The sequence below is a fragment of the Microbacterium algeriense genome, assembly GCF_008868005.1.
GTDB lineage: Bacteria > Actinomycetota > Actinomycetes > Actinomycetales > Microbacteriaceae > Microbacterium > Microbacterium algeriense.
In genome coordinates, this window is the sequence record NZ_WAAO01000001.1 from 1,046,903 (window position 1) to 1,071,909 (window position 25,007).

A 25,007-nucleotide genomic window follows, 5' to 3' on the forward strand; every position below is an offset into this window, starting at 1 on the left:
GTCAGTTCGAGGGTGCCGCGTCGGCCGGCGCGTCACCCTCCACCGTCTCGCCGGCGAATGTGTACTCGCCGTCGCGCAGACGATCCAGCAGATCGAGCAGCCACTGCTTCTCGGCCGTGAGTCGGGCGGTGGAGAGGTCGAAGATCTCCCGTACGTACTTCGGGGTGGTCTCGGAGCGCAGGGTGTCCTGCACATCGAACCCGTTCTGCGTGATGATCGCGTCGCTCTTGATGAGGCGGTGCTCGAGGCCGGCGATCACCTCCTGCCGGCTCAGCACGAACATGAACGAGGCCACGGTCATGATGGCCTGGGTGTCGAAGGCCGCGACGTTCCAGAGGTTCTCGCGCAGCATCCGCTGCAGCTCGACCTCGCCGGCCGGGGTGATGCGGTACGTCGTGCGCGCTGGCCGTTTCCCCTCGGCCTCGGTGCCGCTCTCGGCGATGTATCCGTCCACCTCGAGCGCCCGAAGGGCGTTGTAGATCGAGCCGGGCTGGATGTGTGCCCACTCGTCGACGTGCCACGTCATGAGTTCTCGGCGGAGGAAGTACCCGTGCACGGGCTGGAACTGCTTCACGGCGCCGAGGACGACGAGGCGGGTGGTCGACATGCCCCTCATGCTAACGGCTGACATCGCAGATTCCGGTTGTTTGCATGATCAAAGTTGCCTATTATCAGAACTAGTCAAAGTTGACTAACGAAAGGAAGCCGAAATGACGACTGCCGCGACCACCGCGCTGCCGAGCGACGCACTGCCGCGCGATCTCGCCCTCCGCCGGGCCTTCTCGGTCTATCCGACGGGCGTCGTGGCGCTCGCCGCGCATGTCGAGGATCGCGCCGTCGGCATGGCCGTCAACTCCTTCACCTCGATCTCACTGGAGCCCGCACTCGTCGCGATCAGCGCGGCCCGGACGTCGAAGACCTGGCCGGTGCTGCGGGCGGTGCCCGAGCTGGGCATGAGCGTTCTCGCCGCGCATCACGAGCCTCTCAGCCGCTCGCTCTCGGCGCGTGAGGGCGACCGGTTCGGCGGGCACGAGTGGCAGCGCACCGAGGGGGGAGCCGTGCTGATCGCCGACGCGGCGCTGTGGCTCACCTGTCGCCTGCACAGCACCTTCGACGGCGGAGACCACGAGATCGCGCTGTACGAGATCGCCGACGTCACGCTGTTCGACGATGTCGAGCCGCTCGTGTTCCATCAGAGCCGCTATCGCTCCATCGCCGCCCCCGAGAGCGCGTGAGCGTTCCGCCGCTCGGGACGATCGTCGGAACGGTCGTCCCCGGCGACGGCCGCGGGCGGGAGCTCGGCTTCCCGACGGCCAACCTGGCTCTGGAGCACGGAGGCCTGCCCGATGACGGGATCTACGCCGCCCGGGTGCGGATCGACGACGATCCGCAGCTCTGGGCGGCGAGCGTCAGCGTGGGGGCGAACCCGACTTTCGAAGGCGACCGCGAGCGACGTGTCGAGGTGCACGTGCATGACGCGGAGCTCGACCTCTATGGCCGGCGACTGGCTGTGTTCCTCGTCGCCCGTCTGCGCGCGACCCTGCGGTTCGACGGCGTCGACGCCCTGATCGCGCAGACCGCGGACGACATCACACGCAGCCGCGCACTCCTGGCCGCCCCTGAATCCTGACCTCCGGTCTCCGCCGTGGGGCTCGTCTTCCGCTGGCGGGCGGGAGCGCGAGGTCGCGGCGCGGGGCGGGGCGGGTGCAGGCTAGGCGGCGTTCCAGTGCAGGCGCGGAGCCGCCCGGAAGTCCGTGAGGGCGATGGATGCGTCGGCGACGGGGAACATCGTGATCAGCAGCGGCGCGGCACCGGCGTGGGGTGCGACGGCGTAGGCGAGAGCGCTCGGCCCGCGCGTCGCTCCCAGGGCCAGGCGGGTCTCGCGCCCGTCGACCGCCTGGGTCGTGCCGGCCGCAGGGGAGGCGAGGAGCGCGGATGCCGCTGCCGTGGCCCGTGTGAGCAGCGTGGGTGCTTCGCGCCACGGGTGGAACGCGTCCGGGGGCAGGCGGCATGCGCGCGCGAGCGTGCTCTCGATCCAGCGCTCGCGCTTGAGTCCGTACGGCGTGGGTTCGAGGGAGAGCAGATAGCCGTAGCAGTGCAGCACTCCCGCGTTCCCGATCGGCCAGTCCGCGGCGACGCCGGCGCGGGCGTGCACCTCCTCGAACAGCGCACGGGGGATGACTGCCGTGCCGGTGTTCTCATCGATCGCCGTGGACCGACCCCAGGCGGCAAAGCGGTCGGCGTCGTGGTCGTCGCGGATCGCGGACACCAGCCACGGGAGCGCGTCGAGGGCCGCGCGCGCACCGGCGGCGGTCCCGTCTGCGGCGAGGTGAGCCGCCCGAGTGAGTCGTGCGAGTTCGGACACGGCGCTCACCATACGCGAGTCGAGTGGACGGATTGTTCACACGGCGTTCACACGCTCGGGACCTTCTGTCCACAATCGTTCCGCATGCTGGACGAAGCGTCCCACAGAAAGAACTCCGTGAACTCCATCCTCCTCTTCGACTTCGACGGCACGATCGCACTCGGCGACGGCCCGGTCCTCGCCTACGCGCAGCAGGTCGCGAACCGCCTCGGCGACGACGGCTCCCTGCTCGACGATGTCCGCGCCCTGATCGCCACCGCCGATGAGGAGGCGCTCGACGGATACGACGCGGTGCGCCGGCTCGCCGAGACCAGGGGAGCGGATGCCCGCCTCCTCAGCGCCGCCTACCTCGCCAGTCGTGCACAGCTCGCCACCCCCGATGCCCCGATCGCCGTGCCGGACGGCCTCGTGGACTTCCTCGCATCGGTCGACGCCGAGCGGGTCCTGGTCACGAACGCGCCAGCGATCCGCATCGTCGACGCGCTGGAGACGCTCGGGCTCGGCGGCCTGTTCGACCGGATCGTCACCGGTGCCGGCAAACCTGCGGGGCTCGAGACCCTGCTCGCCGCGCTCCCCGAAGACGCCCGGGTGCTGAGCATCGGCGACATCTGGCACAACGACCTGGCCCCAGCGCACGCCCGCGGCCATGCGACCGCCCTGATCGGCGGATTCTCCGACCCCGAAGCCACCCCGACCTTCCGTGCCGCCGAGTTCTCGACGCTGGTTCCCCAGCTCGAAGCCTGGCTGCGCGGCTGAGACCCGTCCCTCCCTCCACCCCCACCCCATCGAAGGATGAACATGCGTACCTCCCTCTTCCGCTCCTCCGCAGCGGGCGTCATCGCGGTCGGCGCCCTGCTGACCGTGGTGCTCGCCGGCTGCTCCAGCAGCACCGCTGCCCCCGAGGACTCCGCCGCCCCCGCGGCCGATCCCGAGTCGATCGTGCTCGCGCTCGTCCCCTCGCAGGACCAGGACGGGCTCGTCGACACCGCAGCGCCCCTCACCGACTACCTCACGGAAGAACTCGGCATCGAGGTCACCGACGTCGTGTCGAAGGACTACCAGGCCGCCGTCGAGGCGATGGGTGCGGGCCAGGCGCAGATCGGGTTCCTGCCGTCGCTGCAGCTGTGGCAGGCGAACGACATGTACGACGCGAAGGTCGTGCTGCAGACCGAGCGCAACGGCAACATCACCTACCCCGCGCAGTTCATGACGAACAATCCGGACAAGTACTGCGACGACGAGCCGGTCGAACGCGACGGGATGCTGTTCTGCAACGGCGCCGACGCCCTGAAGGGCCCGGCCGGCCTCGACAGCATCGACAAGGTGAAGGGTGCGAAGGTCGCCGTGCTCGGCCCCGGCTCGCCCGCCGGCTACATCTACCCGATCCTGGCGCTGCAGGAGGCGGGGCTCGACACCGACGCCGACATCCAGCAGATCCCCGTCACCGCGAACGACGCCTCCGTGCTCGCCGTCTACAACGGCGACGCCGAGGTCGGCTTCAGTTTCTGGGACGCCCGCACGATCGTCGCCAAGGACACCCCGGACGTCGGCCAGAAGGTCGTCGTGTTCGCGATGACCGAGGAGATCCCGAACGACGGCGTCGCGCTGTCCTCCGACCTGTCGCCCGAGCTGCAGGACCGGATCACGAAGGCGCTCGAGGACTTCTCGAACACACCGGAGGGCTCCGAGATCCTCACCAGCATCTACTCGATCACGAAGCTCGCGCCGGCCGACCCCGACTCGCTCGACGTGGTCGCCCGTGCAGCGCAGGCTCTGGGGCTCCAGTAAATTGTCCGATCAGATCCAGCACGTGGACGCCGCAGCTCCGGCTGCGGCGTCCACGCCGTGGTCCATCCGCCTCGACGAGGTCACGGTGCGGTACCCGAACGGCACGATCGGCCTGAACCGGGTGTCACTCGACATCGACGCCGGCGAGATGGTCGTCGTCGTCGGGCTCTCCGGCTCGGGCAAGTCGACCCTCATCCGGACGATCAACGGTCTCGTGCCCGTCACGAGCGGCACGCTCGACGTGGGGGAGCACCGGGTGAGCGGCGCCTCGCCGCGCACGCTCCGTCGCCTCCGCGGCGACATCGGCATGGTCTTCCAGGGGTTCAACCTCGCCGGCCGCGCGAGCGTGCTGCAGAACGTGCTCGTCGGACGCCTCGCCCACACGCCGCTCTGGCGCACGCTGCTCGGTGTCTACCCCGAAGCGGACAAGCAGCTCGCCTACCAGGCGCTCGATCGCGTGGCCATCCTCCCGAAGCTGTACTCCCGTGCCTCCGAGCTCTCGGGCGGCCAGCAGCAGCGTGTCGCGATCGCCCGCGCCCTCGCGCAGGAGCCCCGCATCGTCCTCGCCGACGAGCCGGTGGCCAGCCTCGATCCGCCCACCGCGCACGGGGTGATGAACGATCTGCGCCGGATCAACCGCGACCTCGGGATCACCGTCGTCGTCAACCTGCATCTGCTCGACCTCGCCCGTGAGTACGGAACGCGGATGATCGGCATGCGTGCCGGGGAGATCGTCTACGACGGACCGGCGGCCAGTGCGACGGATGCCGACTTCGAGAGTATCTACGGCCGCTCGCTCACCTCCGACGACCGGCTGGACGCATGAGCGGTACTCCGTCCCCGACCGTCCTCGACATCCCCGCCCGCCCGCGCGGGGCGTGGAGAGGCCCCACCATCCTGATCGCCGTCGTCGCGGTCACGGTCGTGATGTGCCTGCCGGTGATCGGCATCGGCGTCGACTTCTCGGCCATCGCGCGGAACTGGCAGAACGGCGCCGACAAGATCGTGAAGCTGCTCCTGCCCGATTGGAGCTTCTTCCCCCGCACCGTCGCACCCCTCATCGAGACGCTGCAGATGGCCGTCATCGCCACCGCCATCGGGGCAGCCGTCTCGCTGCCGCTCAGCTTCTGGGCCGCGCGCGCCACCAACCCCCACACCCCGGCGCGCATCGTCGTGCGCGGTATCCTCAACGTCATCCGCAGCGTGCCCGACCTGTTGTACGCGGCGATCCTGGTCGCGATGGTCGGGGTCGGCGCGCTTCCCGGAATCCTCGCGCTGCTGCTGTTCAACGTCGGCATCATCGTCAAGCTCGTCTCCGAGGCCATCGACACCAACGACCGCGGCCCCCTCGAGGCCGGACGCGCCGTGGGTGCCACGCAGGCCAAGATCAACCGCACGCTCGCCCTGCCCGACGCATGGCCGGCGTTCGCCAACCAGACGCTCTACGTGTTCGAGCTGAACGTGCGCGCCTCGACCGTGCTCGGTCTCGTCGGGGCGGGCGGCATGGGACTGCTGATCGACGCGGTGCGCACCTTCTACCGATACGACCAGCTCTCGCTCATCATCCTGGAGATCCTCATCGTCGTCATCGTGATCGATCTCGTCTCGGACGCCATCCGGCGGAGGCTCGTATGAGCGCGGCTCTCACGGGCATCCCCGCCAAGCCCCGCCGGCCCTGGCTGATCGCCGGATGGGCCCTCGTCACCGGCATCGTCGTGCTCGCGTTCTGGTCCATCGACATCGACTGGTCCCGTCTCGCCGACCTTCCGGCCGAGATCGTCCGATACACGTTCCTGATGTTCGCCGATCCGAACTGGGAGAAGCTGCCGGAAGCGCTGTGGCAGACGTGGCGGAGCATCGAGATGGCCTGGGTCGGCACGATCCTCGGCATCCTGCTCGCGACCCCGCTGAGCCTGCTCGCCGCACGCGGATTCGGGCCCGCCTGGCTGCGGGCGCTCCTGCGCGGGCTGTTCTCGCTGATCAGGGCAGTGCCGGAGATCATCATCGCGATCGTGATCCTCTCCGTCACCGGTCTGACCCCGTTCACGGGAGCGCTCGCCCTCGCGATCAACGGCATCGGCACCCTCGGCAAGTGGGGGTACGAAGCCGTCGAGGCTGTGCCGCGCGGACCGATCGAGGCGGCACGCGCGGCAGGCGGCGGTACCCTCCAGGTGCTGCGCTGGGGTGTGTGGCCGCAGGCGGAACCCGCGTTCTGGTCGTTCTGGCTGTACCGCTTCGAGATCAACGTGCGCTCGTCGGCCGTGCTCGGACTCATCGGCGTCGGCGGAATCGGCGACATGCTCACCTCGTACACCCAGTACCGTGAGTGGTCGACGGTGGGTGTCCTGCTCATCGTGGTCGTCGTGGTGACGATGCTGATCGACGCGGCATCCGGTGCGATCCGCCGCCGAATCATGGAGGGAGCCCGAGCCCGTGTTCTCGCCTAGCGCCCCGCCCACCGCACGCATCGCGGCCGTGCTCAACACCCTGCAGCCGGCCGAGCGCCGCGTCGCCGAGCTGATCGTCGAATCGGCCGACGACGTGGTGGAGTGGACGGCACAGGAACTCGCCGATCGGGCCGGCGTCGGACGGGCCACCGTGGTCCGCACCTGCCAGGGCGTCGGCTACCGGGGGTATCCGCAGCTGCGCGTGGCGCTCGCCGCGGAGCTCGGCAGCGCACCCGGAGAGGCGGCCGTCGACCACGGTCCCGGCGTGCTCGGCCGCATGCGGGGTGAGATCGATCGTCTGGCCGGCTCCCTGCCGGCCCTCGCCAGCCTGCTCGACCCGGATGCGGTCGCCGAGGCCGTGCGTCTCTCGGCATCCGCCCGTCGCCTGCTCGTGCTTGCGAACGGGCTGTCGTCGCCGATCGCCAACGACCTCGCCATGAGACTGACCGCGGCCGGACGGTCGGCGGAGTTCATCGCCGACGCCATCGCCCAGCAGATCGCGGCCCGCCACCTCACTTCCGAGGATGTGTGCCTCGTGGTGAGCGGTTCGGGTGCGAACGAGGCGAGTCTGAGGGTCGCGACGGCGGCCGCGCGGGGTGGCGCGACGGTCATCGCCCTGACATCGTTCGCCTCGTCCGCCCTGACCGAGGTCGCGTCGCTGTCGCTCGTGATCGCGCCGACCGGCGTGAGCTTCCGCGACGAACTCGAACACACCTCCCGTGTGGCGTACCTCGTGTTCGCCGAGGTGTTCGCCGCCGCCGTGACCGCCGAACGAGGCGCGGAGGCCGTGCAGGCGCGGGCCCATGCCCTCGAGGTCGTGTCCGCCAACCTCGGCGAGGGCCCCGGCGACTGACCGGCATCAATCCCTGGCGGTCTGGAGGACGGTCCAGAGCTCGGCGCGGGCGGGGAAGGTCGACAGGTCGATGTCGAGCAGTGCGCCGGCTTGGGCGATGCGGGTGCGCAGCGTGTGCCGGTGCACCCCGAGAGCGTTCGCGGCGGACTCGGCCTTCGCGTCGTGCTCGAGCCAGGTGCGCAACGAGCGTTCGAGCTCCGAGCCGGTGCGGGCATCCTGCTCCCGGATGGGCGCGAGTCGCGACTCCGCGACCAGCCGGGCCTCATCGGTCGCGAGCGCGGTGAGGATGCTCGACCCCACCGTGTCCGCGTACCGGGCGACCCCGTGCGTGCCATGCTGCCGCAGCGCCGTGAGCGCCTGCGCGTGGGCCCGGGCGAAGGAGTCGTAGCCCTCGGGGTCGGACACGCCGATGCGGATGCCGAAGCGCGCGGCGACCTCGTCGAGCAGGGCTTCGTCGCCCACGGAGAGGCAGAGCGTGACGCCGTCCTCGGACTCGGCGAGGAACACCGCCGTCCCGTGCTCGGCGCGGTGTCGCTCCCACCAGTCGGTGAGCGGGCCGGCCGGGGCGTCCGCTGCCACCGCCACCACCACGGGGGCGGCCGGAAGGGATCCCAGCACTCGACGGGCGAGGGCGGGGTCGTCGGCGAGCAGTGACCCGAGGAGCTGGGCGTGCAGGCGTCGACGGCTGCGGGCGAGCTGCTCGCTCTGCTCCAGGGCGAGTCCGGCCATGGCGATCACCGAGGTGACGACCGACCGCGCCTCGGGATCGAGCGTGTCGACGGCCAGCGCGATCACGCCGCGGAGGTGTCCGCCACGGCCCACCGTGAACAGCATGAACGAGTGGTCTCCGATGCTGAGCGACTGTCCGGCCTCGAGCCCGCGGGTCAGGATCTCCACGACCCGGGAGCCGAGCTCGTCGAGCACGCGGGCGTCGACCGCGTCCCGCGGGTGGGAGACGGTGAGGGCTCCCGCGGCGTCGAACATCCCCGACCAGACGTCGAGCCGGCGTCCGAGCTCGGCGATCGTGGCGTCGAGGCCGTGCGGACGGAGGGCTGCGAGGGCCAGGGCGCGCTGGGTGTCGAGGGCCCAGGACCGCCGGGCGTACGCCTGCGCCGCGATGGCCTCGGAGTGCGCGCGGGCGACGGCGATGAAGGGGGTGCGGTAGGGAACCTCGAACAGGGGCATCCCGTGACTCGCGCACGCGGCGATGAGCTCCGCGGGGATGCCGGAGCGGTGCACCTCGGTGCCGAAGCCGAGGCCGAGGACTCCGCGATCGGCGAGGCGGCCCACATAGGTGTCGATCGCGACGGCATCGTCGAACTGGGTGCCGGTCGTCAGCAGCGCGAGGTCCTCGGACAGGAAGGGCGTGGGGTCGGCGAGGTCGGAGCTGTGCACCCAGCGCAGCGGCCGATCGAGGGATCCGTGCGGGAGGCCGGTCTCGGGGGAGACCATCGTGAGCCCGAGGTCACGGCGCTGCAGCAGCGCGCGCAGGGTCGGCTCTCCGGAGATCGACATGGTGACCTGCCTCTTGTACATGCTGGCGAACTCGTCATCCAGATTGTACAGACCGGCGAGTGCAGCCGTCTCGGTCGCCGCCGTACGCTCGCGAACATGGCACTCCTCGACACCGCAGCTCCCGCAGTCCCTCTCGGCGGACCCGACCTCCCGCAGGAGCGTCGTCTGGTCACGGATCTTCCCGGCCCCCGGTCGGCCGAGATCCTGGCGCGCAAGGCGGACGCTGTCGCCGCCGGTGTCGGACACACGGTTCCGATCGCCGCCGTCGCCGCGGGTGGCGGAGTGGTCGTCGACGCCGACGGCAACTCGCTCATCGACCTCGGCTCCGGCATCGCCGTGACCACGGTGGGCAACGCGCACCCCAAGGTCGCCGCGGCCGTCGCCGCGCAGGCCGCGCAGTTCACGCACACCTGCTTCATGATCTCGCCGTACGAGTCCTACGTGGGCGTCGCCGAGGCGCTCAACCGCGTCACTCCCGGCGACTTCGCGAAGAAGAGCGCCCTGTTCAACTCGGGCGCCGAAGCGGTCGAGAACGCGATCAAGATCGCGCGCAAGCACACCGGTCGCCAGGCGGTCGTCGCGTTCGACCACGGCTACCACGGCCGCACGAACCTCACCATGGCGCTGACCGCGAAGTCGATGCCGTACAAGAGCGGCTTCGGCCCGTTCGCCCCCGAGGTCTACCGCGCGCCGATGTCGTATCCCTTCCGCGACGGGCTCGAGGGTGCAGAGGCCGCGGCTCGCGTCATCCTCCAGCTCGAGAAGCAGATCGGTGCCGACAACCTGGCCGCGGTCATCATCGAGCCCATCCAGGGCGAGGGCGGCTTCATCGTCCCCGCCGACGGCTTCCTCCCCGCGATCGTCGACTGGTGCCGCGCGAACGGCGTCGTCTTCATCGCCGACGAGGTGCAGACCGGCTTCGCCCGCACCGGCCACATGTTCGCGAGCGAGATCTTCGGCATCGAGCCCGACCTGATCACCACGGCCAAGGGCATCGCCGGCGGCCTCCCGCTCGCCGCCGTCACCGGTCGCTCCGAGATCATGGACGCCTCGCACTCCGGCGGTCTCGGCGGCACCTACGGCGGCAACCCGATCGCCTGCGCTGCAGCCCTCGCCTCGATCGACGTGTTCGAGAACGACGGCGTGATCGAGCGGGCACGGGAGATCGGCGAGATCCTGATCGGTCGTCTCACCGGCCTGCAGGCCGAGGACGCCCGCATCGGCGACGTGCGCGGTCACGGCGCGATGGTCGCCGCCGAATTCGTCGACCCCGAGACCAAGGCGCCGGATGCCGCGCTCACGGCGGCGGTCGCCAAGGCGTGCATCGCGCAGGGCGTCATCGTCCTCACCTGCGGCACCTACGGCAACGTCATCCGCTTCCTCCCGCCGCTGTCGATCGGCGACGAGCTGCTGAACGAGGGCCTCGACGTCGTGGCCGAGGCGCTCGCCTCCGCCTGACCCCTGTCCGGTCGCGTCCCCGGATCGGGGGATTTCGGGACGCGACCGGTACTTCTTCCCCCGCATCCCCCGACGACGAAGGAGTTGCAGATGGCTGAGATCACTCGCGACGTGCTGATCATCGGCGCCGGAGCCGCAGGGCTCACGGCGGCGAACGACCTGCGGAAGGCCGGCCTGTCGGTCGCGGTCCTGGAGGCCCGCGACCGTGTCGGCGGACGCCTGTGGACCGACGTCATCGACGGCGCCATGCTCGAGATCGGCGGCCAGTGGGTCTCGCCCGACCAGGATGCGCTCAAGGACGCGATCGAGGAGCTCGGGCTCGAGACGTACAGCCGGTACCGGGAGGGCGACAGCGTGTACGTCGGCCCCGACGGCCAGGCGCACCGCTTCACGGGGGAGATGTTCCCCGTGGCACCGGAGACCGAGGCGGAGATCGCCCGGATCACCGAGATCCTCGATGCGCTGGTCGCCGAGATCGACCCCGACAAGCCGTGGGAGCACCCGAACGCCGCCGAGTGGGACTCGATCTCCTGGGATGCCTGGCTGCGCCAGCAGACCGACGACGACGAGGCCGTCCGGAACCTGGCGTTCGCCACCGGATCCGCGATGCTCACCAAGCCGACGCACGCATTCTCCCTGCTGCAGTCCCTGCTCATGGCGGCGTCCGCCGGCTCGTACTCGAACCTCGTCGACGCGGACTTCATCCTCGACAAGCGCGTCGTCGGCGGTCTGCAGCAGGTGCCGCTGCGCCTCGCCGAGCGCCTGGGCGACGACGTGCTGCTGAACCAGCCCGTCCGCAGCCTGGAGTGGTCCGACGACGGGGTCGTCGCGACGACCGACGAGCTCACGGTGCGGGCGCGGTACGCGATCCTCGCCCACGCGCCCATCCTCTACAGCCGCATCTCGTTCGTCCCGCCGCTGCCGCGCCGCCAGCACCAGCTGCACCAGCACCTGTCGATGGGCTTCGTCATCAAGGTGCACGCCGTCTACGACCGTCCGTTCTGGCGCGAGCAGGGCCTCAGCGGCACGGCCTTCAGCCCGTACGAGCTGTCGCACGAGGCGTACGACAACACCAACCACGGCGACGAGCGCGGCACCCTGGTCGGCTTCGTGTCCGACGCCAACGCGGACGGCGTGTTCGAGCTGTCGGCCGAGGAGCGCAAGGAGCGCATCCTCGAGTCGCTCTCGCACTACTACGGTCCCGAGGCCAAGAACCCCGTCGTGTACTACGAGAGCGACTGGGGCAGCGAGGAGTGGACGCGCGGTGCGTATGCGGCGAGCTTCGACCTCGGCGGTCTCCACCGCTACGGTGCGGACCTGCGCACCGCGGTCGGGCCCATCCACTTCGCCTGCAGCGACATGGCGGGAGCCGGATACCAGCACGTGGACGGGGCGATCCGGATGGGGCACCTCGTCGCGGCCGACATCGTCGACGCGAGTCGCGACGCCGGCGCCGTCGAGAGCATCGGCTGATGACCGGCTCGATCGTCGTGGGGTACACGGCGACGGATGCGGGAGCGGATGCCGCCGCACTCGGCGCCCGCCTCGCGCGGAGCATCGGCGCGACGCTGCACCTGGTCATCGTGCTGCCCACCGAGGGCACGCGCAGCGCGGCTGTCCCGCCGGAGCGCGCGTATGAGGAGCACATCAGGAGCCAGGCGCGGAAGTGGCTCGCCGATGCCGTCGTCCGCCTTCCGCAGGAGCTCACGCGGAGCGGCCACGTCCGCTTCTCCGAGTCGTTCGCCGAGGGTCTGATCGCCGCCGGCGAGGAGTTCGACGCCCGGGTGATCGTCATCGGCGCCGCCGGCGGCGGGATCCTCGGGCGCCACCGGCTCGGCAGCGTCGCCTCCGAGCTGCTGCACTCGTCGACCATCCCCGTGGCGCTCGCCCCCGTCGGCACCGCGCAGGAGGACGACCACGTCATCCCGCGCGTGACGGTCGCCGTCGGTTCGCGTCCGGGAGCGGACGCACTGCTCGACGAGGCCGTCTCGCTGGCCGGTGACAGCCGTGTCGACCTGCGACTGGTTTCCCTCGTCCCGTTCGACGTTCCTCCCGGGCTCGACACCGGAGCGATCCGCACCGTCGGCGACAACCACGCGCAGGAGGTCCTCGCAGTGGCCACCGAGCTGCTGCCGGACGGGCGGACCGCCGCGGTCGAGAAGGCACCGGGCGACTCCGTCGAGGACGCCGTCGCGAATCTCTCCTGGCTCCCCGGCGAGGTCGTCCTCGTCGGATCGAGCAGGCTCGCGCAGCCGCGCCGCCTGTTCCTGGGTTCCACGGCGGCGAAGATGCTGCACGAGCTCCCCGTCCCCATGATCGTCGTCCCGCGCACCCGCAACGAAGCAGGAGACCGCTGATGAGCAGCACCAACAGGGCGACGGAGCCCGAATCCGGCGTCACGACCGGCATCTCCACGAAGGGCCTCAGCGCCGGTACGGTCGGACTGATCGGCGCCGTCGTCATCGGCATCTCGTGCATCGCGCCGGCCTACACCTTCACGGCCGCCGTGGGCCCCACGGCGTCCGAGGTCGGCGCGCAGATCCCCGCGATCATCCTCGTCGGCTTCATCCCGATGCTCCTCGTGGCCTTCGGCTACCGCGAGCTCAACAACCGGATGCCCGACTCCGGCACGTCGTTCACCTGGGCCGCCCGGGCGTTCGGGCCCTGGGTGGGCTGGATGGCCGGCTGGGGTCTCATCGTCGCGACGATCCTCGTGCTGTCGAATCTCGCCGGGGTCGCCGTCGACTTCCTGTTCCTGCTGCTCTCGCAGATCACGGGCAACGCCGAGGTCGCGACGCTCGCGAGCAACACCTGGATCAACATCGGCGTGTGCCTGCTCTTCATGCTCGCCGCCACGTGGGTCTCCTACCGCGACATGCAGACGACCCAGAAGCTGCAGTACTGGCTCGTGAGCTTCCAGATCCTCGTCCTGGTGTTCTTCGCGGTCGCCGCGATCGTACAGGCGGTGAACGGCAACGGCTTCGACTACCAGCCGTTCGACCTGAACTGGTTCAACCCGTTCGCGATCTCGTCGTTCAGCGCGGTCGCCGCCGGACTCTCGCTCTCGATCTTCATCTTCTGGGGCTGGGACGTCACGCTGACCATGAACGAGGAGACCAAGGACCCGGAGAAGACGCCCGGTCGTGCGGCCACGGTCACCGTGCTCACGATCGTCTCGCTCTACCTGCTGCTCGCGGTGGCGATGATCATGTTCGCCGGCGTCGGCACGGGCGCCCTCGGGCTCGGCAACGAGGACATCCAGGAGAACGTCTTCTTCCACCTCTCCGGACCCATCCTCGGCCCGCTGGCCTTCCTCGTCTCGCTCGCGGTGCTCACCAGCTCGGCGTCGTCGCTGCAGTCGACCTTCGTCGGCCCGGCCCGCACCCTGCTCGCGATGGGTCACTACGGCGCGCTGCCGAAGTCCTTCGCGAAGGTGAGCCCCCGGTTCTTCACCCCCGGATACGCGACCATCGTGTCGGCCATCGTCGCCTCCGCGTTCTACGCCGTGATGCGCGTGGTCAGCGAAGACACCCTGTGGGACACCATCCTCACCCTGGGCATGATGATCTGCTTCTACTACGGGATCACCGCGTTCGCGTGCGTCTGGTACTTCCGCAAGCAGTGGTTCGACTCGACGCGGAACTTCTTCTTCACGTTCCTGTTCCCGCTCGTCGGCGGAGCGATCCTCGCAGTGCTGTTCTTCACCACGCTGATCGACTCCATGGACCCCGCCTACGGCTCCGGCTCGCAGATCGGCGGTGTCGGCATCGTGTTCATCCTCGGGATGCTCATCATCGTCGTCGGCATCGCGGTGATGATCTGGAACGCGGTCCGCCGGCCCGCCTTCTTCCGCGGCGAGACGCTGGGCATCGACGCACCGCCCAGCCGTCGACGCCGCTGACCGACCCTCTCAGCCACCCATCCTCCTCACGGAAAGAGAACCCATGAGCACTCAGACCGAGCAGGCGCTGCTCGACAGCATCCCCACCGGCCTCTTCATCGGCGGCGAGTGGACGGACGCCGAGACCGGCGGCACCTTCGACGTGCAGGACCCGGCGACCGGTGCGGTGATCCGCACCATCGCCGACGCGACCCCCGCCGACGGCATCCGCGCGCTCGACGCCGCGGTCGCCGCGCAGGACGCGTGGGCCGCGACCGCACCGCGGGTGCGCAGCGAGATCCTGCGCCGGGCGTTCGACCTCGTGCAGGCGCACAAGGAGGACCTCGCCCTGCTCATGACGCTGGAGATGGGCAAGCCGCTCGCCGAGGCGCGCGGGGAGGTCGTCTACGGCGGCGAGTTCCTGCGCTGGTTCAGCGAGGAGGCCGTGCGGATCAGCGGACGCTATGGGATCAACCCCGAGGGCACGGGTCACATGGTCGTGTCGCAGCGTCCGGTCGGACCGTCGTTCTTCGTGACGCCGTGGAACTTCCCCTTCGCGATGGCGACCCGCAAGATCGCGCCGGCGCTCGCCGCCGGCTGCACCGTCGTCATCAAGCCCCCGGCATTGACGCCGCTCACGACCATCTACTTCACGAAGCTGCTCGAAGAAGCCGGTCTCCCCGCCGGCGTCGTCAACGTCGTGCAGACCTCGAAGTCCAGCGCCCTGTCGGCGCCGATCATCGCCGACCCGCGGCTGCGCAAGCTGTCCTTCACCGGATCCACCGAGGTCGGCCGCAAGCTCATCGCCCAGGCGGCCGAGGGCGTGCTGCGCGTGTCGATGGAGCTCGGCGGCAACGCCCCGTTCGTGGTGTTCGACGATGCCGACCTCGACAAGGCCGTGGAGGGCGCGCTGGCCGCGAAGTTCCGCAACATCGGCCAGGCCTGCACCGCGGCGAACCGCTTCATCGTGCACAAGGACGTCGCGGGCGAGTTCGCCAAGCGCGTGACCGAGCGTGTCAACGGCATGAAGATCGGCCGCGGCACGGAGGAGGGCGTGGCGATCGGACCGCTCATCGACGAGGACGCCGTGGCCAAAGCCGGCGAGCTCGTCGACGACGCCGTCGAGCGCGGCGCCACGCTGCTCGCGGGCGGCAAGGCGGTCGAGGGGACCGGCACGTTCTACGAGCCCACCGTCCTCACCGACGTCGTGCCCGGCAGCGCGATCCTCCGCGAGGAGATCTTCGGACCGGTGCTCGCGATCGCCACGTTCGAGACCGAGGAGGAGGCGGTCCGTCTCGCGAACGACACCGAGTACGGTCTCGTCTCGTACGTCTTCACCGAGAACCTGCAGCGCGGACAGCGGATGATCGACGGCCTCGAGACCGGCATGATGGGTCTCAACGTGGGCGTGGTCTCGAACGCGGCCGCTCCCTTCGGCGGCGTCAAGCAGTCCGGCGTCGGCCGCGAGGGCGGCTTCGAGGGCATCCACGAGTACCTGTCCACCAAGTACACGCTGATCCCGATCTCCTGATCTCCCGGGGTGGGTCCCTGAGCTCGTCGAAGGGCCCCACCCCCCGAACGGCCTGGGTCCCTGAGCTTGCCGAAGGGCCCCACCCCCCACGAACGGCCTGGGTCCCTGAGCTTGCCGAAGGGCCCCACCCCCCACGAACGGCCTGGGTCCCTGAGCTTGCCGAAGGGCCCGCACACGAGAGGACACCTCATGACCGACTACGCCGTCATCAACCCCGCCACCGGAGAGACGCTGGCGTCCTTCGACACGTTCACCGACGCGCAGATCGAGGAGGCTGTCGCCGCCGCGGACGAGGCGCACCGCGAGTGGTCGCGCTCGACCACGGTCGCCGATCGCGCCGCGCTGCTGCGCCGCGCGGCCGAGCTGCACCGCGAGCGCCGCGAGGAGCTGGCCGACATCTTCGTGCGCGAGATGGGCAAGCCCCGCGAGGCCGCGCTCGGCGAGGTCGACTTCGCCGCGGACATCGCCGAGTACTACGCCGATCAGGCCGAGGACATCATGGCCGACCAGCCCATCAAGATCCTCGGTGACGGCTCGGCGATCATCCGCCGCTCGTCGCTCGGACCGCTCGTCGGCATCATGCCGTGGAACTTCCCGGCCTATCAGATCGTGCGGTTCGCGGCCCCGAACCTGATCGTCGGCAACACGATCCTCCTGAAGCCCGCGCCGCAGTGCCCGGAGTCGTCGAGCGCGATCGAGGCGATCTACCACGACGCCGGCTTCCCGAAGGGCGCGTACCAGAACGTCCTCGCCACGAACGAGCAGATCGCCGACATGATCGCCGACCCGCGCGTGCAGGGCGTGTCCCTCACGGGCTCGGAGCGTGCCGGCGCGGCCGTCGCCGAGGTCGCCGGCCGCAACCTGAAGAAGGTGGCGCTCGAGCTGGGCGGATCCGACCCGTTCATCGTGCTGTCGACGGACGACCTCGACGCGACGGTGCAGGCGGGGGTCGACGCGCGCCTGGACAACAACGGCCAGGCCTGCAACGGGGCGAAGCGCTTCATCATCGTCGACGAGCTGTACGACGCGTTCGTGGAGAAGTTCACGGCGGCGATGGCGGCGGTCGAGGCGACCGACCCGATGCTCGACGACACGGTGCTCGGACCGGTCTCCTCCGAGGCTGCCGCGGAGAACCTGCAGAAGCAGATCGACTCCGCGGTCGAGCAGGGCGCGACGCTGCTGACCGGCGGCACGCGCGAGGGAGCGTTCTTCGCGCCGACCGTGCTTGCTGACGTCACCCCGGACATGAACGTCTACCGGGAGGAGCTGTTCGGGCCGGCGGCGGTCGTGTACCGCGTCGCGGACGAGGACGCTGCGGTCGCGCTGGCGAACGACACCACGTTCGGCCTCGGATCGTACGTGTTCACGACGGACGCGGACCAGGCCGAGCGCGTGGCCGACCGGATCGAGGCGGGCATGGTCTACGTCAACCTCGTGCTGGCCGACAGCCCCGAGCTGCCGTTCGGCGGTATCAAGCGCAGCGGCACCGCCCGCGAACTGGGCCACCTCGCCGCGGACGAGTTCGTCAACAAGAAGCTCATCCGCATCGGCTGACCGTGCGACGGACGGACGGCTCCTCGCAGAGCGCGAGGCGCCGTCCGCATGCCCGCCTCGTGTTGCGGGACTGATGCCCTGTCGGCGGGGACAGCGGGTGAGGGACAATGGCGGCATGAGCACGAATGCCGACCCGATCGAGACGCTGACCACCGAACAGAGCTGGGAGCGGCTCCGCACGCAGGAGCTCGGACGACTCGTCACCCATGTGGGCGAGACGATCGACATCTTCCCCGTGAACTACGCGGTGGACGGAGACGGCATCCTGTTCCGCACCGCGCCCGGCAGCAAGCTGTTCGAGTTGACGGTCAACGCCGACGTGCTGTTCGAGGTCGACCACCACACCGACACCGCGGCGTGGAGCGTCATCGTCAGGGGACACGCGAGCGCGCTGGAGTCCGATGCCGATGTGCAGCGCGCGGAGGCCGCAGGGCTTCGACCGTGGATCCCGACCGACAAACGCGTCTACGTGCGCATCGCCCCGACCTCCGTCTCCGGCAGGGCGTTCCGCCGCGCTCCCGAGCCCGACCGCGACGGCCCCCAGGAATACTGAGCGGTCGTCTGCGCATCGCCCTGCTCCGCGCCTCCGGGCGTAGGGTCGGAGTATGGCCAACGTCGCTGAGAACATCGTCAAGACTCTGCACGCCAACGGGATCGACCGCGTCTACGGCATCCCCGGAGATTCGCTGAACGGATTCACGGACGCGCTCCGCAAGGATGGCACGATCCGCTGGGTGCACGTGCGGCACGAGGAGTCCGCCGCGTTCGCCGCCGCCGCCGACGCCGCCACCACGGGCGAGCTCGCGGTGGTCGCCGGCTCCTGCGGTCCGGGCAACCTGCACCTCATCAACGGCCTCTACGACGCGAACCGCTCCCGCGTTCCCGTGCTCGCGATCGCCGCGCACATCCCCACGACAGAGATCGGCACCGGGTACTTCCAGGAGACGCACCCGCAGGAGCTCTTCCGCGAGTGCAGCGTGTACGTCGAGTACGTCGCCGACCCGAAGCAGATGCCGCGCCTGATGGAGATCGCCATGCGCGCGGCGATCGAGGAGCGCGGGGTGGCGGTGCTGGTGATCCCGGGCGACGTCGCGCTGGCCGATATCGCCGACGACCGTGCCGTGGTGATCGAGCGGGCACGTCCGGTCGTGGTCCCGAGCGGTCCGGAGCTCGAGAAGGCCGCGACGCTGCTGAACGCGGCGAAGAACGTCACGATCCTCGCCGGCGCAGGGGTCGAAGGCGCCCACGACGAGGTCATCGCCCTCGCCGACAAGCTCGGTGCGCCGATCGTCCACGCCCTGCGCGGCAAGGAGTTCATCGAGTACGACAACCCCTTCGACGTCGGGATGACGGGCCTGCTCGGCTTCGCGTCCGGGTATCGGGCGATGGAGGCCGCCGACGCGCTGCTGGTGCTGGGCAGCGACTTCCCGTACGAGCAGTTCTACCCCGACGGCGCGAAGACCATCCAGGTCGACATCCGCGGCGCACAGCTGGGCAAGCGGCACCCGCTCGACCTGGGACTGGTCGGCGACGTCCGGGCCACGGCTGAAGCGCTGCTGCCGCGGATCGCCCACAAGGACGACCGCGGCCACCTCGACGACGCGATCGCGCACTACCGCAAGACCCGCAAGAAGCTCGACGAGCTGGCTGTCCCGGCCAAGGGGAAGCGTCCCATCCATCCCCAGTACCTCGCCAGGCTGCTGGACGAGTACGCGACCGACGACGCGATCTTCACCGCGGATGTGGGCTCGCCGACCGTCTGGGCGGCGCGCTACCTCTCGATGACGGAGAACCGGCGCCTGATCGGCTCGTTCACGCACGGCTCGATGGCCAACGCCCTGATGCACGGCATCGGCGCGCAGGTCGCCCACCCGGACCGTCAGGTCGTCGCGCTCGCCGGCGACGGCGGCCTGGCGATGATGCTCGGTGAGCTGCTGACGCTGACGCAGAACAAGCTGCCGGTGAAGACGATCGTCGTCAACAACTCCTCGCTGAACTTCGTCGAACTGGAGATGAAGGCCGCGGGATTCGTGACCTACGGCACGGGCCTGGACAACCCGAGCTTCGCGGCGATCGCCGAGGCCATGGGCATCTTCGCGCGGCGCGTGGAGCGCAGCGAAGACCTCCCCGAGGCGGTCAGGGAGGTGCTCGCGCATGACGGCCCCGCGCTGCTCGACGTCGTCACAGAGCGGCAGGAGCTGTCCATGCCGCCGGCGATCGAGGCCGCGCAGGTCAAGGGCTTCGCGCTTTACGCGATCCGCACCGTCATGTCCGGGCGCGGGGACGAGCTCCTCGACCTCGCGAAGGCGAACTGGCGCCAGCTGTTCTGAGCCGGCGCCGGCCGGGCTGAGCGGCGCTCAGCTCTCGACGCCGGCGCGGACCTCCGCGGCCTCGCCGTGACGGCCCAGCGCCTCGAGCACGTTGCCGAGTTCGAGCGCGGCGACCTGCACGAGGGGCGGGTGGGCCGCGCCGTGCTCGATCGCGCTCCGGTACACCGGCACCGCGTCGGACGGCCGCTCGTTCCCCGCCAGGACCCGGGCGGCGAACAGCTCGGATCCTCCTGCGGAGCCCAGGTCGCCGAGCTCGGCGAACCCGTCGGCGGCCGTGAGCGCGGCGGACACGGCCTCGTCCACGCGCCCGAGTTCCGCGAGCGCCCGTCCGCGCGAGTCCGTGACATCGGCGAGGAGCCAGGCGGCGTCGTGCTCCTGCGCGAGGGCGGCCACCTCGTCGAACAGCGGGAACGCGCGCTCGTCGCCGCGTCCGCCGTAGGCCTGACCGAGGCTGTGCAGCACCTCGGTCAGCGCACCCACCGCGTCGGGCGCCTTACGCGCGATCTCGGCGGCGGACTCGAGCAGCGAGATCGCGTCGTCGTGCTCGTCGAAGCGTGCGAGGATCTTGGCCTGCTCGGTCATGGACATGGCCTGATCGGCGTGCTCCTCAGCCTGTCCGAACAGCTCGGAGGCGTAGCCGAACGCGCCGACGGCCTGACCGAACTCGCCGGAGGTGGCCAGGGCGCGCGCCAGCATCGAGGCGGTCATGGCACGGGAGCCGGCGGGCGTCTCGGCCTCCTCCTCGCGCTGCAGCACGTCGCCGAACAGCTCGGCCGCCTCCTCGGCATCGCCGACACGCAGCATGGCGCGCGCGAGACGGAAGTCCACGCCCGTCGCGTCGCCTCCGGCCTCCCCGGCGATCCGCGCAGCCAGTCGGTACCGGGACACGGCCTTCTCCGGGTCGTCCCCGTCCTCCCAGAGGGCTCCGGCGAGGAGGTGCGCCTCGCCGAGGGCGCGGGTCGCCCCGAGTTCGGCGAGCAGACGGCAGGACTCATCCGCGTCGGCGGCGCCTTCCAGGTACGACCCGGTGCCTCCCCGCACGCGCGCGCGGGTCTGCAGCGCCTGGGCGCGGTGGCCGGTGCTGAGGTCGTCCTGGGCCAGGAGGCGGTCCAGCAGCGCGGCTCCGGCCTCGAAGTCGCCCTTGCCGAGCACGGCGGAGATCGCCAGAAGCGTCGTGGTGTTGGCGAGTCGCGTGTCCTCCGCCTCCGTGAAGGAGCGCGCGGCGACCTCGGCGTGATCCAGGGCGGCGTCGGGCTCGCTCGCGCGCAGGTGCAGGGCGGCGCGGCTGATCGCCAGGTCGCCGCGCGACCAGGCGGGCAGGTCGTCGGCGTCGGCGATGGCCTCTTCCAGCGCCGCCTTCGTCTCCGGGGTGTCCAGGCCGAAGGTCGCAAGGCCCAGGCGCTGTTCGAGGTCGGCCTGCGCCTCCAGGCCGGCCGCCCGCAGCGCGGCGATGCGCTCCGGGAGCAGCTGCAGCGCCTCCTCCGCGCGGTCGAGGGCGATCAGGATGCCCAGGCGCATCGAGAGCAGCTGCGCTCGCTTCGCCGGGTCTGCGACCTCGAGGGCATGCGGCAGGGCCTCGAGCGTCTCGTGCTCCGCGCCGAACTGCGCGAGCTGTATCGCCCGCTCGAACCAGGCGTCCGCGTCCGCCGGCACGGAGGACGTGACGGGAGCGACGAAGGCGTCGGAGCGGATCGGCACGTCGTACTGCTCGTCGGCGAGAGCGCGCATCCGCTCCAGGCTGCGCGCGTGCCCGTCGGTGCCGTCGCGCTCGTCGAACGCGGCCCCGATCCGCTCGGCTGCCGCCCAGGAGGCCGCGGCGAGGTCGGCGGCGCTCCACGTGCCGTCGTGCTCGCCGAAGAACGGGACGAGCGCGGCCGATTCCGCGCCGCGCACCGGGGTGTCACCGTGTCCGGCGGCCGTGACGCGGTCCAGCGCCACGGCGAGGGCGGCGAGGGCGGCGAAGTGCGCGTCGACGTTCAGACCGTCGTGCGCGAGCCAGGCGATGTGCTTCTCGACCAGGGCGAGAGCACGCGCCTCGTTGCCGGTGATCGCGGCGAAGACGATGTTGTTCGCGACGATGCGGAGGTTGTCGGGGTTGTCCTTCGCCAGGCGGTAGCTGCGCAGATGCGCGGTCTTCGCCTCGTCGAAGCGTCCCGCCCGCAGGTAGGGGAGCAGGACGCGGGAGAGCGCGTGCTCCGGCTCCTCGCCGCAGGAGAAGCCGCCCTCGATCATCTCCTCGACGAGGACGATCGCCTCCGCGTCGCGATCGGTGTCCGCGAAGAAACCGGCGATCTGGCTGCGTCCGCAGGCGTCGCAGTGGCTGTGGTCGTCGCGCGGGGTGGCCTCCAACTGCACTCGAAGGCGCTCCGCGTCGTCGAGGCGGCCGGCATCCCAGGCGTCCTCGAACCGCGCTGTCAGGACGCCGCTGACGCCCAGGCCGGCGGCGCGGTAGTGCGACTCCATGTCGTCGAGCACGGCTGCGATCTGCTCCTGCGAGAACGCCGGGGAGGACCGCAGGGATGCCGCCATCCACTTGAACTGCCACATCAGGTCGGCGCCGCCGTTGTCGAGGTCGGCGGGGAAGCGCTGCGGGTCGGCGTCGTGATGGGCCAGGCACCAGGCGAACGAGTTGAGCATGACGTCGGTGGCGCCGTTCATGTTGGCGGAGGCCGTCTGCCGCATCCGCGCCTCATACTCCAGCCGCTCGTCGCCGATCTCGACCGCGAGCGCGACGGCCTCCGTGACGAGGGCCTGCTCGGCCGGGCCCCACGGGGTGCGGTCGATCTCCTCGATCAGCTGCTGGAAGCGCTTCTTCGGACGTGCCATGGCGGGAGGGCCTTTCGGTGAGGTGTCAGCGGGCGTCCTCGAAGGGGAGCGCGTCCCCTTCGAGTCCGGCAGAGAGGGAGACGAGGTCTGCGAGAGCACTCGTCATGAGGGCGCGATCGGCGTCGGCGAGCGGATGATGCCCGGCGAGCAGCGCCTGGATGTACAGCAGCTGCACGGTCCGGGCGAAGACCGCGTCGTCCTGCACGCGGACGAGGGCCCGGACCACGCGGTTCGACCAGTTCAGGCACAGCCGGGCGCGCAGGTCGTCGTCGCGCGCGGACGATCGGGTCTGATCGATCCGGTCGAGCACCCCGCCCCAGAGTGCGCCGGTCACGCCCTTCGTGCGGCCTCGGTCGATGGCGCGGAGAACCTCGGGGTCGGCGACGTAGAGTCCGGCGAGGTCCGTGCGGGCGATCGAGCGCACGACCACGGAGCACTCGGATGCGGCGAGCACGGCCCCCGCGCGGGCCTCCAGCGCGACAGCGGCGTCGCGGTCGTCGAGGGGCGGCGGATCGAGCCTGTCGAGCTCGCCCGTGACGTCGACGCGCTCCACCGTGACATGCGGGTAGAGGTCGGGCAGCATCCGCACCAGGTCGGCGTCGTAGAGGTAGCCGCCGTTGACGAGCACCTCGTCGGCGGGCGAGATCCCCGCCACCTGCCGGAACTCGTCCACGGTCTGCGCGTAGCGCACGTGCGGATACCGTTCGACGAGATCCCCGACGCGCAGCGAACCGTGCGTGGTCTCGACCGTCAGCCAGCGCGAGATGAATCGGGCGAGCTCCTCGTCGTGCCGTACCAGCGACTTCAGGCCGACCTCGTGCACCGCGACGAACTGCGCGAGGCGGTGCGGCTCCCGCAGACCCAGCTCGAGCACCCCGCGGCGGATCCCCGCGCCCAGCTGCTCCCGCACGCGTTCCAGCGCGGCGTCCTCGACGAGCGACTCCCGGCTCGCGGTCGGAGCGAGTCCGGTGGAGTCGACCACTGCGCGCACGAAGAAGGCCCAGTCCGGCAGCACGTCGTCGACGCGCTCCGACAGCAGCATGCGGCCGAGGTACATGCGGGTCGCCTGGCGTGCTCCGGGCGGCGGCGCGTAGGGAAGCACGTAGGCGAGGCCCCGGGTTCCGGTGGCCGACTCGCTCAGCTCGATCACGTCGAGCGGACTCGCGCCGAGCAGATCCCGCCCGTACTCCACGGCGGACTCCGGGTCCTCCGCGGCATCCAGGAACGGTGCGTCCCTGGTGATGTCGATGTCTCCGCCCGCGGTGTCGACCGTCACCCGCACGGGCAGGAACTCGCCGAAGGTCGTGGCCAGCTCGTGCACCGCTGCGGGACGCAGCAGCTCGTCGGCATCGAAGCGCGGCACGAGGTGCACGCTGGTGCCGATGGGGAGCTCCTCGTCGAGCTCGGCGACCTGGAAGGTCCCGTCCGCGCTTCCCGTCCACTCCACGGAAGCGCCGCCGCGGGCGCTTCGGGAGCGGATGACGATGGTGTCGGCGACCATGAAGCAGCTGAGCAGTCCGATGCCGAACTGTCCCAGGTAGTCGCTGCGGGGGAGGTCGAAGATGTCCCGCTTGGAGCTGCGGCCGACCGTCGCGAGGAGGTCGGCGACCTCGGCGGACGTGAGGCCGACCCCGTCGTCGCGAAGCACGAACTCGCCGGTCTCGACGGTCAGCGGACTGATGCGGATGCGTCCCCCGCCGCCGTCGACCTCGCGCCGGGCGGTGATGGCGTCCCTGGCGTTCTGCAGCAGCTCTCTCAGGTACACCCGGGGGCTGGAGTAGATGTGCCTGCTGAGCAGATCGACGACTCCTCGCAGATCCACCTGGAACTGCTGCACATCCGCGCCCACACGCATCCCTTCCCCACTGATTCCGCTCGCCGAGCCTAGCAAGAACGCCGGTTCCTGACCTCGGGTCCGGCGTCGGGTTCGGCGTCGTCGGAAGGATGCCGTATGCTTGTGGGGCAGTTGTTCTCTGCATTCTTTCGCCGTGCCTGGGACCCGAGGGTCGCAGGATCGTGACAGAGTGGGAGGACACCCCGAGGCCTCACGGTCTCTAGGGCGGTAGCTCAATTGGCAGAGCAGCGGTCTCCAAAACCGCAGGTTGCAGGTTCGATTCCTGTCCGCCCTGCGCGTCAGCGCAACGCTGACACACGAAAGGTACATTCAGGATGGATCAGGACGAACCGCGCGGCGAGGTCGTCGCGGCCGGCGCCACCCGCGAGAAGAAGGGCAACCCCTTCTCCCGGTTCTTCGGGAGCATCGCCCTGTTCATCCGCCAGGTCATCGCCGAGCTCCGCAAGGTCGTCACCCCGACTCGCAAGGAGCTGTTCAAGTTCACCGGTGTCGTGCTCGTCTTCGTGATCATCGTCATGGGCATCGTCTACGGCTTGGACACGCTGTTCGCGTTCGTGACGCACTGGGTGTTCGGAATCCCTGGCTGATGACCCCCGCGGCTCACG

Annotated in this window: 22 protein-coding genes and 1 tRNA gene; 18 read left to right on the forward strand and 5 right to left on the reverse strand. The window is 70.3% G+C overall.

All coding sequences use genetic code 11. The features are described from left to right. Position 1: 1 nt before the first annotated feature. A complete protein-coding gene (locus F6A08_RS05105) occupies positions 2-607 on the reverse strand; it encodes a PadR family transcriptional regulator (protein ID WP_017201535.1) in 606 nt (201 codons plus the stop codon). Between the two features lie 103 nt (positions 608-710). On the opposite strand from F6A08_RS05105, the gene F6A08_RS05110 reads away from it, so the two are divergent. Together F6A08_RS05110 and F6A08_RS05115 are read left to right on the forward strand one after the other, a co-directional pair. Next, entirely contained in the window at positions 711-1,235 is a 525-nt protein-coding gene (locus tag F6A08_RS05110; protein WP_151458794.1) for a flavin reductase family protein, read from the forward strand. After that, complete coding sequence (locus F6A08_RS05115) at positions 1,232-1,630, forward strand: riboflavin kinase (RefSeq protein WP_124896257.1); 399 nt, start codon at positions 1,232-1,234, stop codon at positions 1,628-1,630. The genes F6A08_RS05110 and F6A08_RS05115 overlap by 4 nt, the downstream gene beginning before the upstream one ends. Before the next feature lie 81 nt (positions 1,631-1,711). Here F6A08_RS05115 and F6A08_RS05120 read toward each other — a convergent pair whose 3' ends face one another. After that, positions 1,712-2,365 (reverse strand): amino acid deaminase, encoded by a 654-nt coding sequence (locus F6A08_RS05120; protein WP_225855739.1) that lies wholly within the window; start codon positions 2,363-2,365, stop codon positions 1,712-1,714. A 117-nt stretch (positions 2,366-2,482) separates the two neighbouring features. Between F6A08_RS05120 and F6A08_RS05125 the strand changes: the two genes are divergently transcribed. Genes F6A08_RS05125 through F6A08_RS05150 form a run of 6 tightly spaced genes read left to right on the forward strand, consistent with a single transcriptional unit; the run spans position 2,483 to position 7,453 of the window. Beyond that, positions 2,483-3,121, forward strand: coding sequence for an HAD family hydrolase (locus F6A08_RS05125; RefSeq protein WP_225855740.1), 639 nt, complete (start codon positions 2,483-2,485; stop codon positions 3,119-3,121). 42 nt (positions 3,122-3,163) lie between these two features. Then, a complete protein-coding gene (phnD, locus tag F6A08_RS05130) occupies positions 3,164-4,153 on the forward strand; it encodes a phosphate/phosphite/phosphonate ABC transporter substrate-binding protein (protein WP_151458796.1) in 990 nt (329 codons plus the stop codon). A 1-nt stretch (position 4,154) separates the two neighbouring features. Next, positions 4,155-4,979, forward strand: a complete 825-nt coding sequence (gene phnC / locus F6A08_RS05135) for a phosphonate ABC transporter ATP-binding protein (RefSeq protein ID WP_225855741.1) — start codon at positions 4,155-4,157, stop codon at positions 4,977-4,979. Next, the gene (gene phnE, locus F6A08_RS05140; protein WP_151458797.1) at positions 4,976-5,788 is read left to right on the forward strand and encodes a phosphonate ABC transporter, permease protein PhnE; all 813 of its coding nucleotides are present in this window, start codon (positions 4,976-4,978) and stop codon (positions 5,786-5,788) included. The genes phnC and phnE (F6A08_RS05140) overlap by 4 nt, the downstream gene beginning before the upstream one ends. Continuing rightward, positions 5,785-6,600, forward strand: coding sequence for a phosphonate ABC transporter, permease protein PhnE (gene phnE / locus F6A08_RS05145; protein ID WP_151458798.1), 816 nt, complete (start codon positions 5,785-5,787; stop codon positions 6,598-6,600). The genes phnE (F6A08_RS05140) and phnE (F6A08_RS05145) overlap by 4 nt, the downstream gene beginning before the upstream one ends. Then, positions 6,587-7,453, forward strand: a complete 867-nt coding sequence (locus F6A08_RS05150) for a MurR/RpiR family transcriptional regulator (RefSeq protein WP_151458799.1) — start codon at positions 6,587-6,589, stop codon at positions 7,451-7,453. The genes phnE (F6A08_RS05145) and F6A08_RS05150 overlap by 14 nt, the downstream gene beginning before the upstream one ends. A 6-nt stretch (positions 7,454-7,459) precedes the next feature. Here F6A08_RS05150 and F6A08_RS05155 read toward each other — a convergent pair whose 3' ends face one another. Then, the gene (locus F6A08_RS05155; protein WP_225855742.1) at positions 7,460-8,989 is read right to left on the reverse strand and encodes a PucR family transcriptional regulator; all 1,530 of its coding nucleotides are present in this window, start codon (positions 8,987-8,989) and stop codon (positions 7,460-7,462) included. A gap of 75 nt (positions 8,990-9,064) precedes the next feature. Between F6A08_RS05155 and gabT the strand changes: the two genes are divergently transcribed. The 8 genes from gabT to poxB all read left to right on the forward strand — a co-directional run bounded on the left by gabT (position 9,065) and on the right by poxB (position 19,721). After that, positions 9,065-10,426: a 4-aminobutyrate--2-oxoglutarate transaminase gene (gene gabT / locus F6A08_RS05160; protein WP_151458800.1), complete on the forward strand. Its 1,362-nt coding sequence runs from the start codon at positions 9,065-9,067 to the stop codon at positions 10,424-10,426. Between the two features lie 90 nt (positions 10,427-10,516). Further along, entirely contained in the window at positions 10,517-11,899 is a 1,383-nt protein-coding gene (locus F6A08_RS05165) for a flavin monoamine oxidase family protein (RefSeq protein WP_151458801.1), read from the forward strand. Next, positions 11,899-12,783 (forward strand): universal stress protein, encoded by an 885-nt coding sequence (locus tag F6A08_RS05170; protein WP_124896248.1) that lies wholly within the window; start codon positions 11,899-11,901, stop codon positions 12,781-12,783. The genes F6A08_RS05165 and F6A08_RS05170 overlap by 1 nt, the downstream gene beginning before the upstream one ends. After that, positions 12,783-14,327 carry an APC family permease gene (locus tag F6A08_RS05175; protein WP_017201527.1) on the forward strand — a complete coding sequence of 515 codons (1,545 nt, stop codon included), beginning with the start codon at positions 12,783-12,785 and terminating at the stop codon, positions 14,325-14,327. Before F6A08_RS05170 ends, F6A08_RS05175 begins: the two co-directional genes overlap by 1 nt. 43 nt (positions 14,328-14,370) lie before the next feature. Beyond that, the gene (locus F6A08_RS05180; RefSeq protein WP_151458802.1) at positions 14,371-15,837 is read left to right on the forward strand and encodes an NAD-dependent succinate-semialdehyde dehydrogenase; all 1,467 of its coding nucleotides are present in this window, start codon (positions 14,371-14,373) and stop codon (positions 15,835-15,837) included. Positions 15,838-16,026: 189 nt separating this feature from the next. After that, positions 16,027-17,391 carry an NAD-dependent succinate-semialdehyde dehydrogenase gene (locus F6A08_RS05185; RefSeq protein WP_124896246.1) on the forward strand — a complete coding sequence of 455 codons (1,365 nt, stop codon included), beginning with the start codon at positions 16,027-16,029 and terminating at the stop codon, positions 17,389-17,391. 115 nt (positions 17,392-17,506) lie between these two features. Next, positions 17,507-17,944 (forward strand): pyridoxamine 5'-phosphate oxidase family protein, encoded by a 438-nt coding sequence (locus tag F6A08_RS05190; RefSeq protein ID WP_124896245.1) that lies wholly within the window; start codon positions 17,507-17,509, stop codon positions 17,942-17,944. Positions 17,945-17,996: 52 nt separating this feature from the next. Next, complete coding sequence (poxB, locus tag F6A08_RS05195) at positions 17,997-19,721, forward strand: ubiquinone-dependent pyruvate dehydrogenase (RefSeq protein ID WP_017201522.1); 1,725 nt, start codon at positions 17,997-17,999, stop codon at positions 19,719-19,721. A gap of 27 nt (positions 19,722-19,748) precedes the next feature. Here the strand turns inward: poxB and F6A08_RS05200 are convergent, their stop codons facing one another. Together F6A08_RS05200 and F6A08_RS05205 are read right to left on the reverse strand one after the other, a co-directional pair. Then, the gene (locus tag F6A08_RS05200) at positions 19,749-22,547 is read right to left on the reverse strand and encodes a hypothetical protein (protein WP_151458803.1); all 2,799 of its coding nucleotides are present in this window, start codon (positions 22,545-22,547) and stop codon (positions 19,749-19,751) included. A 25-nt stretch (positions 22,548-22,572) separates the two neighbouring features. Continuing rightward, positions 22,573-24,396: an HSP90 family protein gene (locus tag F6A08_RS05205; protein WP_192576687.1), complete on the reverse strand. Its 1,824-nt coding sequence runs from the start codon at positions 24,394-24,396 to the stop codon at positions 22,573-22,575. 207 nt (positions 24,397-24,603) lie between these two features. Here F6A08_RS05205 and F6A08_RS05210 point away from each other — a divergent pair. Further along, a tRNA-Trp gene (locus F6A08_RS05210) sits at positions 24,604-24,676 on the forward strand. 40 nt (positions 24,677-24,716) lie between these two features. Continuing rightward, a complete protein-coding gene (secE, locus tag F6A08_RS05215) occupies positions 24,717-24,989 on the forward strand; it encodes a preprotein translocase subunit SecE (RefSeq protein ID WP_017201518.1) in 273 nt (90 codons plus the stop codon). The last annotated feature ends 18 nt before the right edge of the window (positions 24,990-25,007 follow it).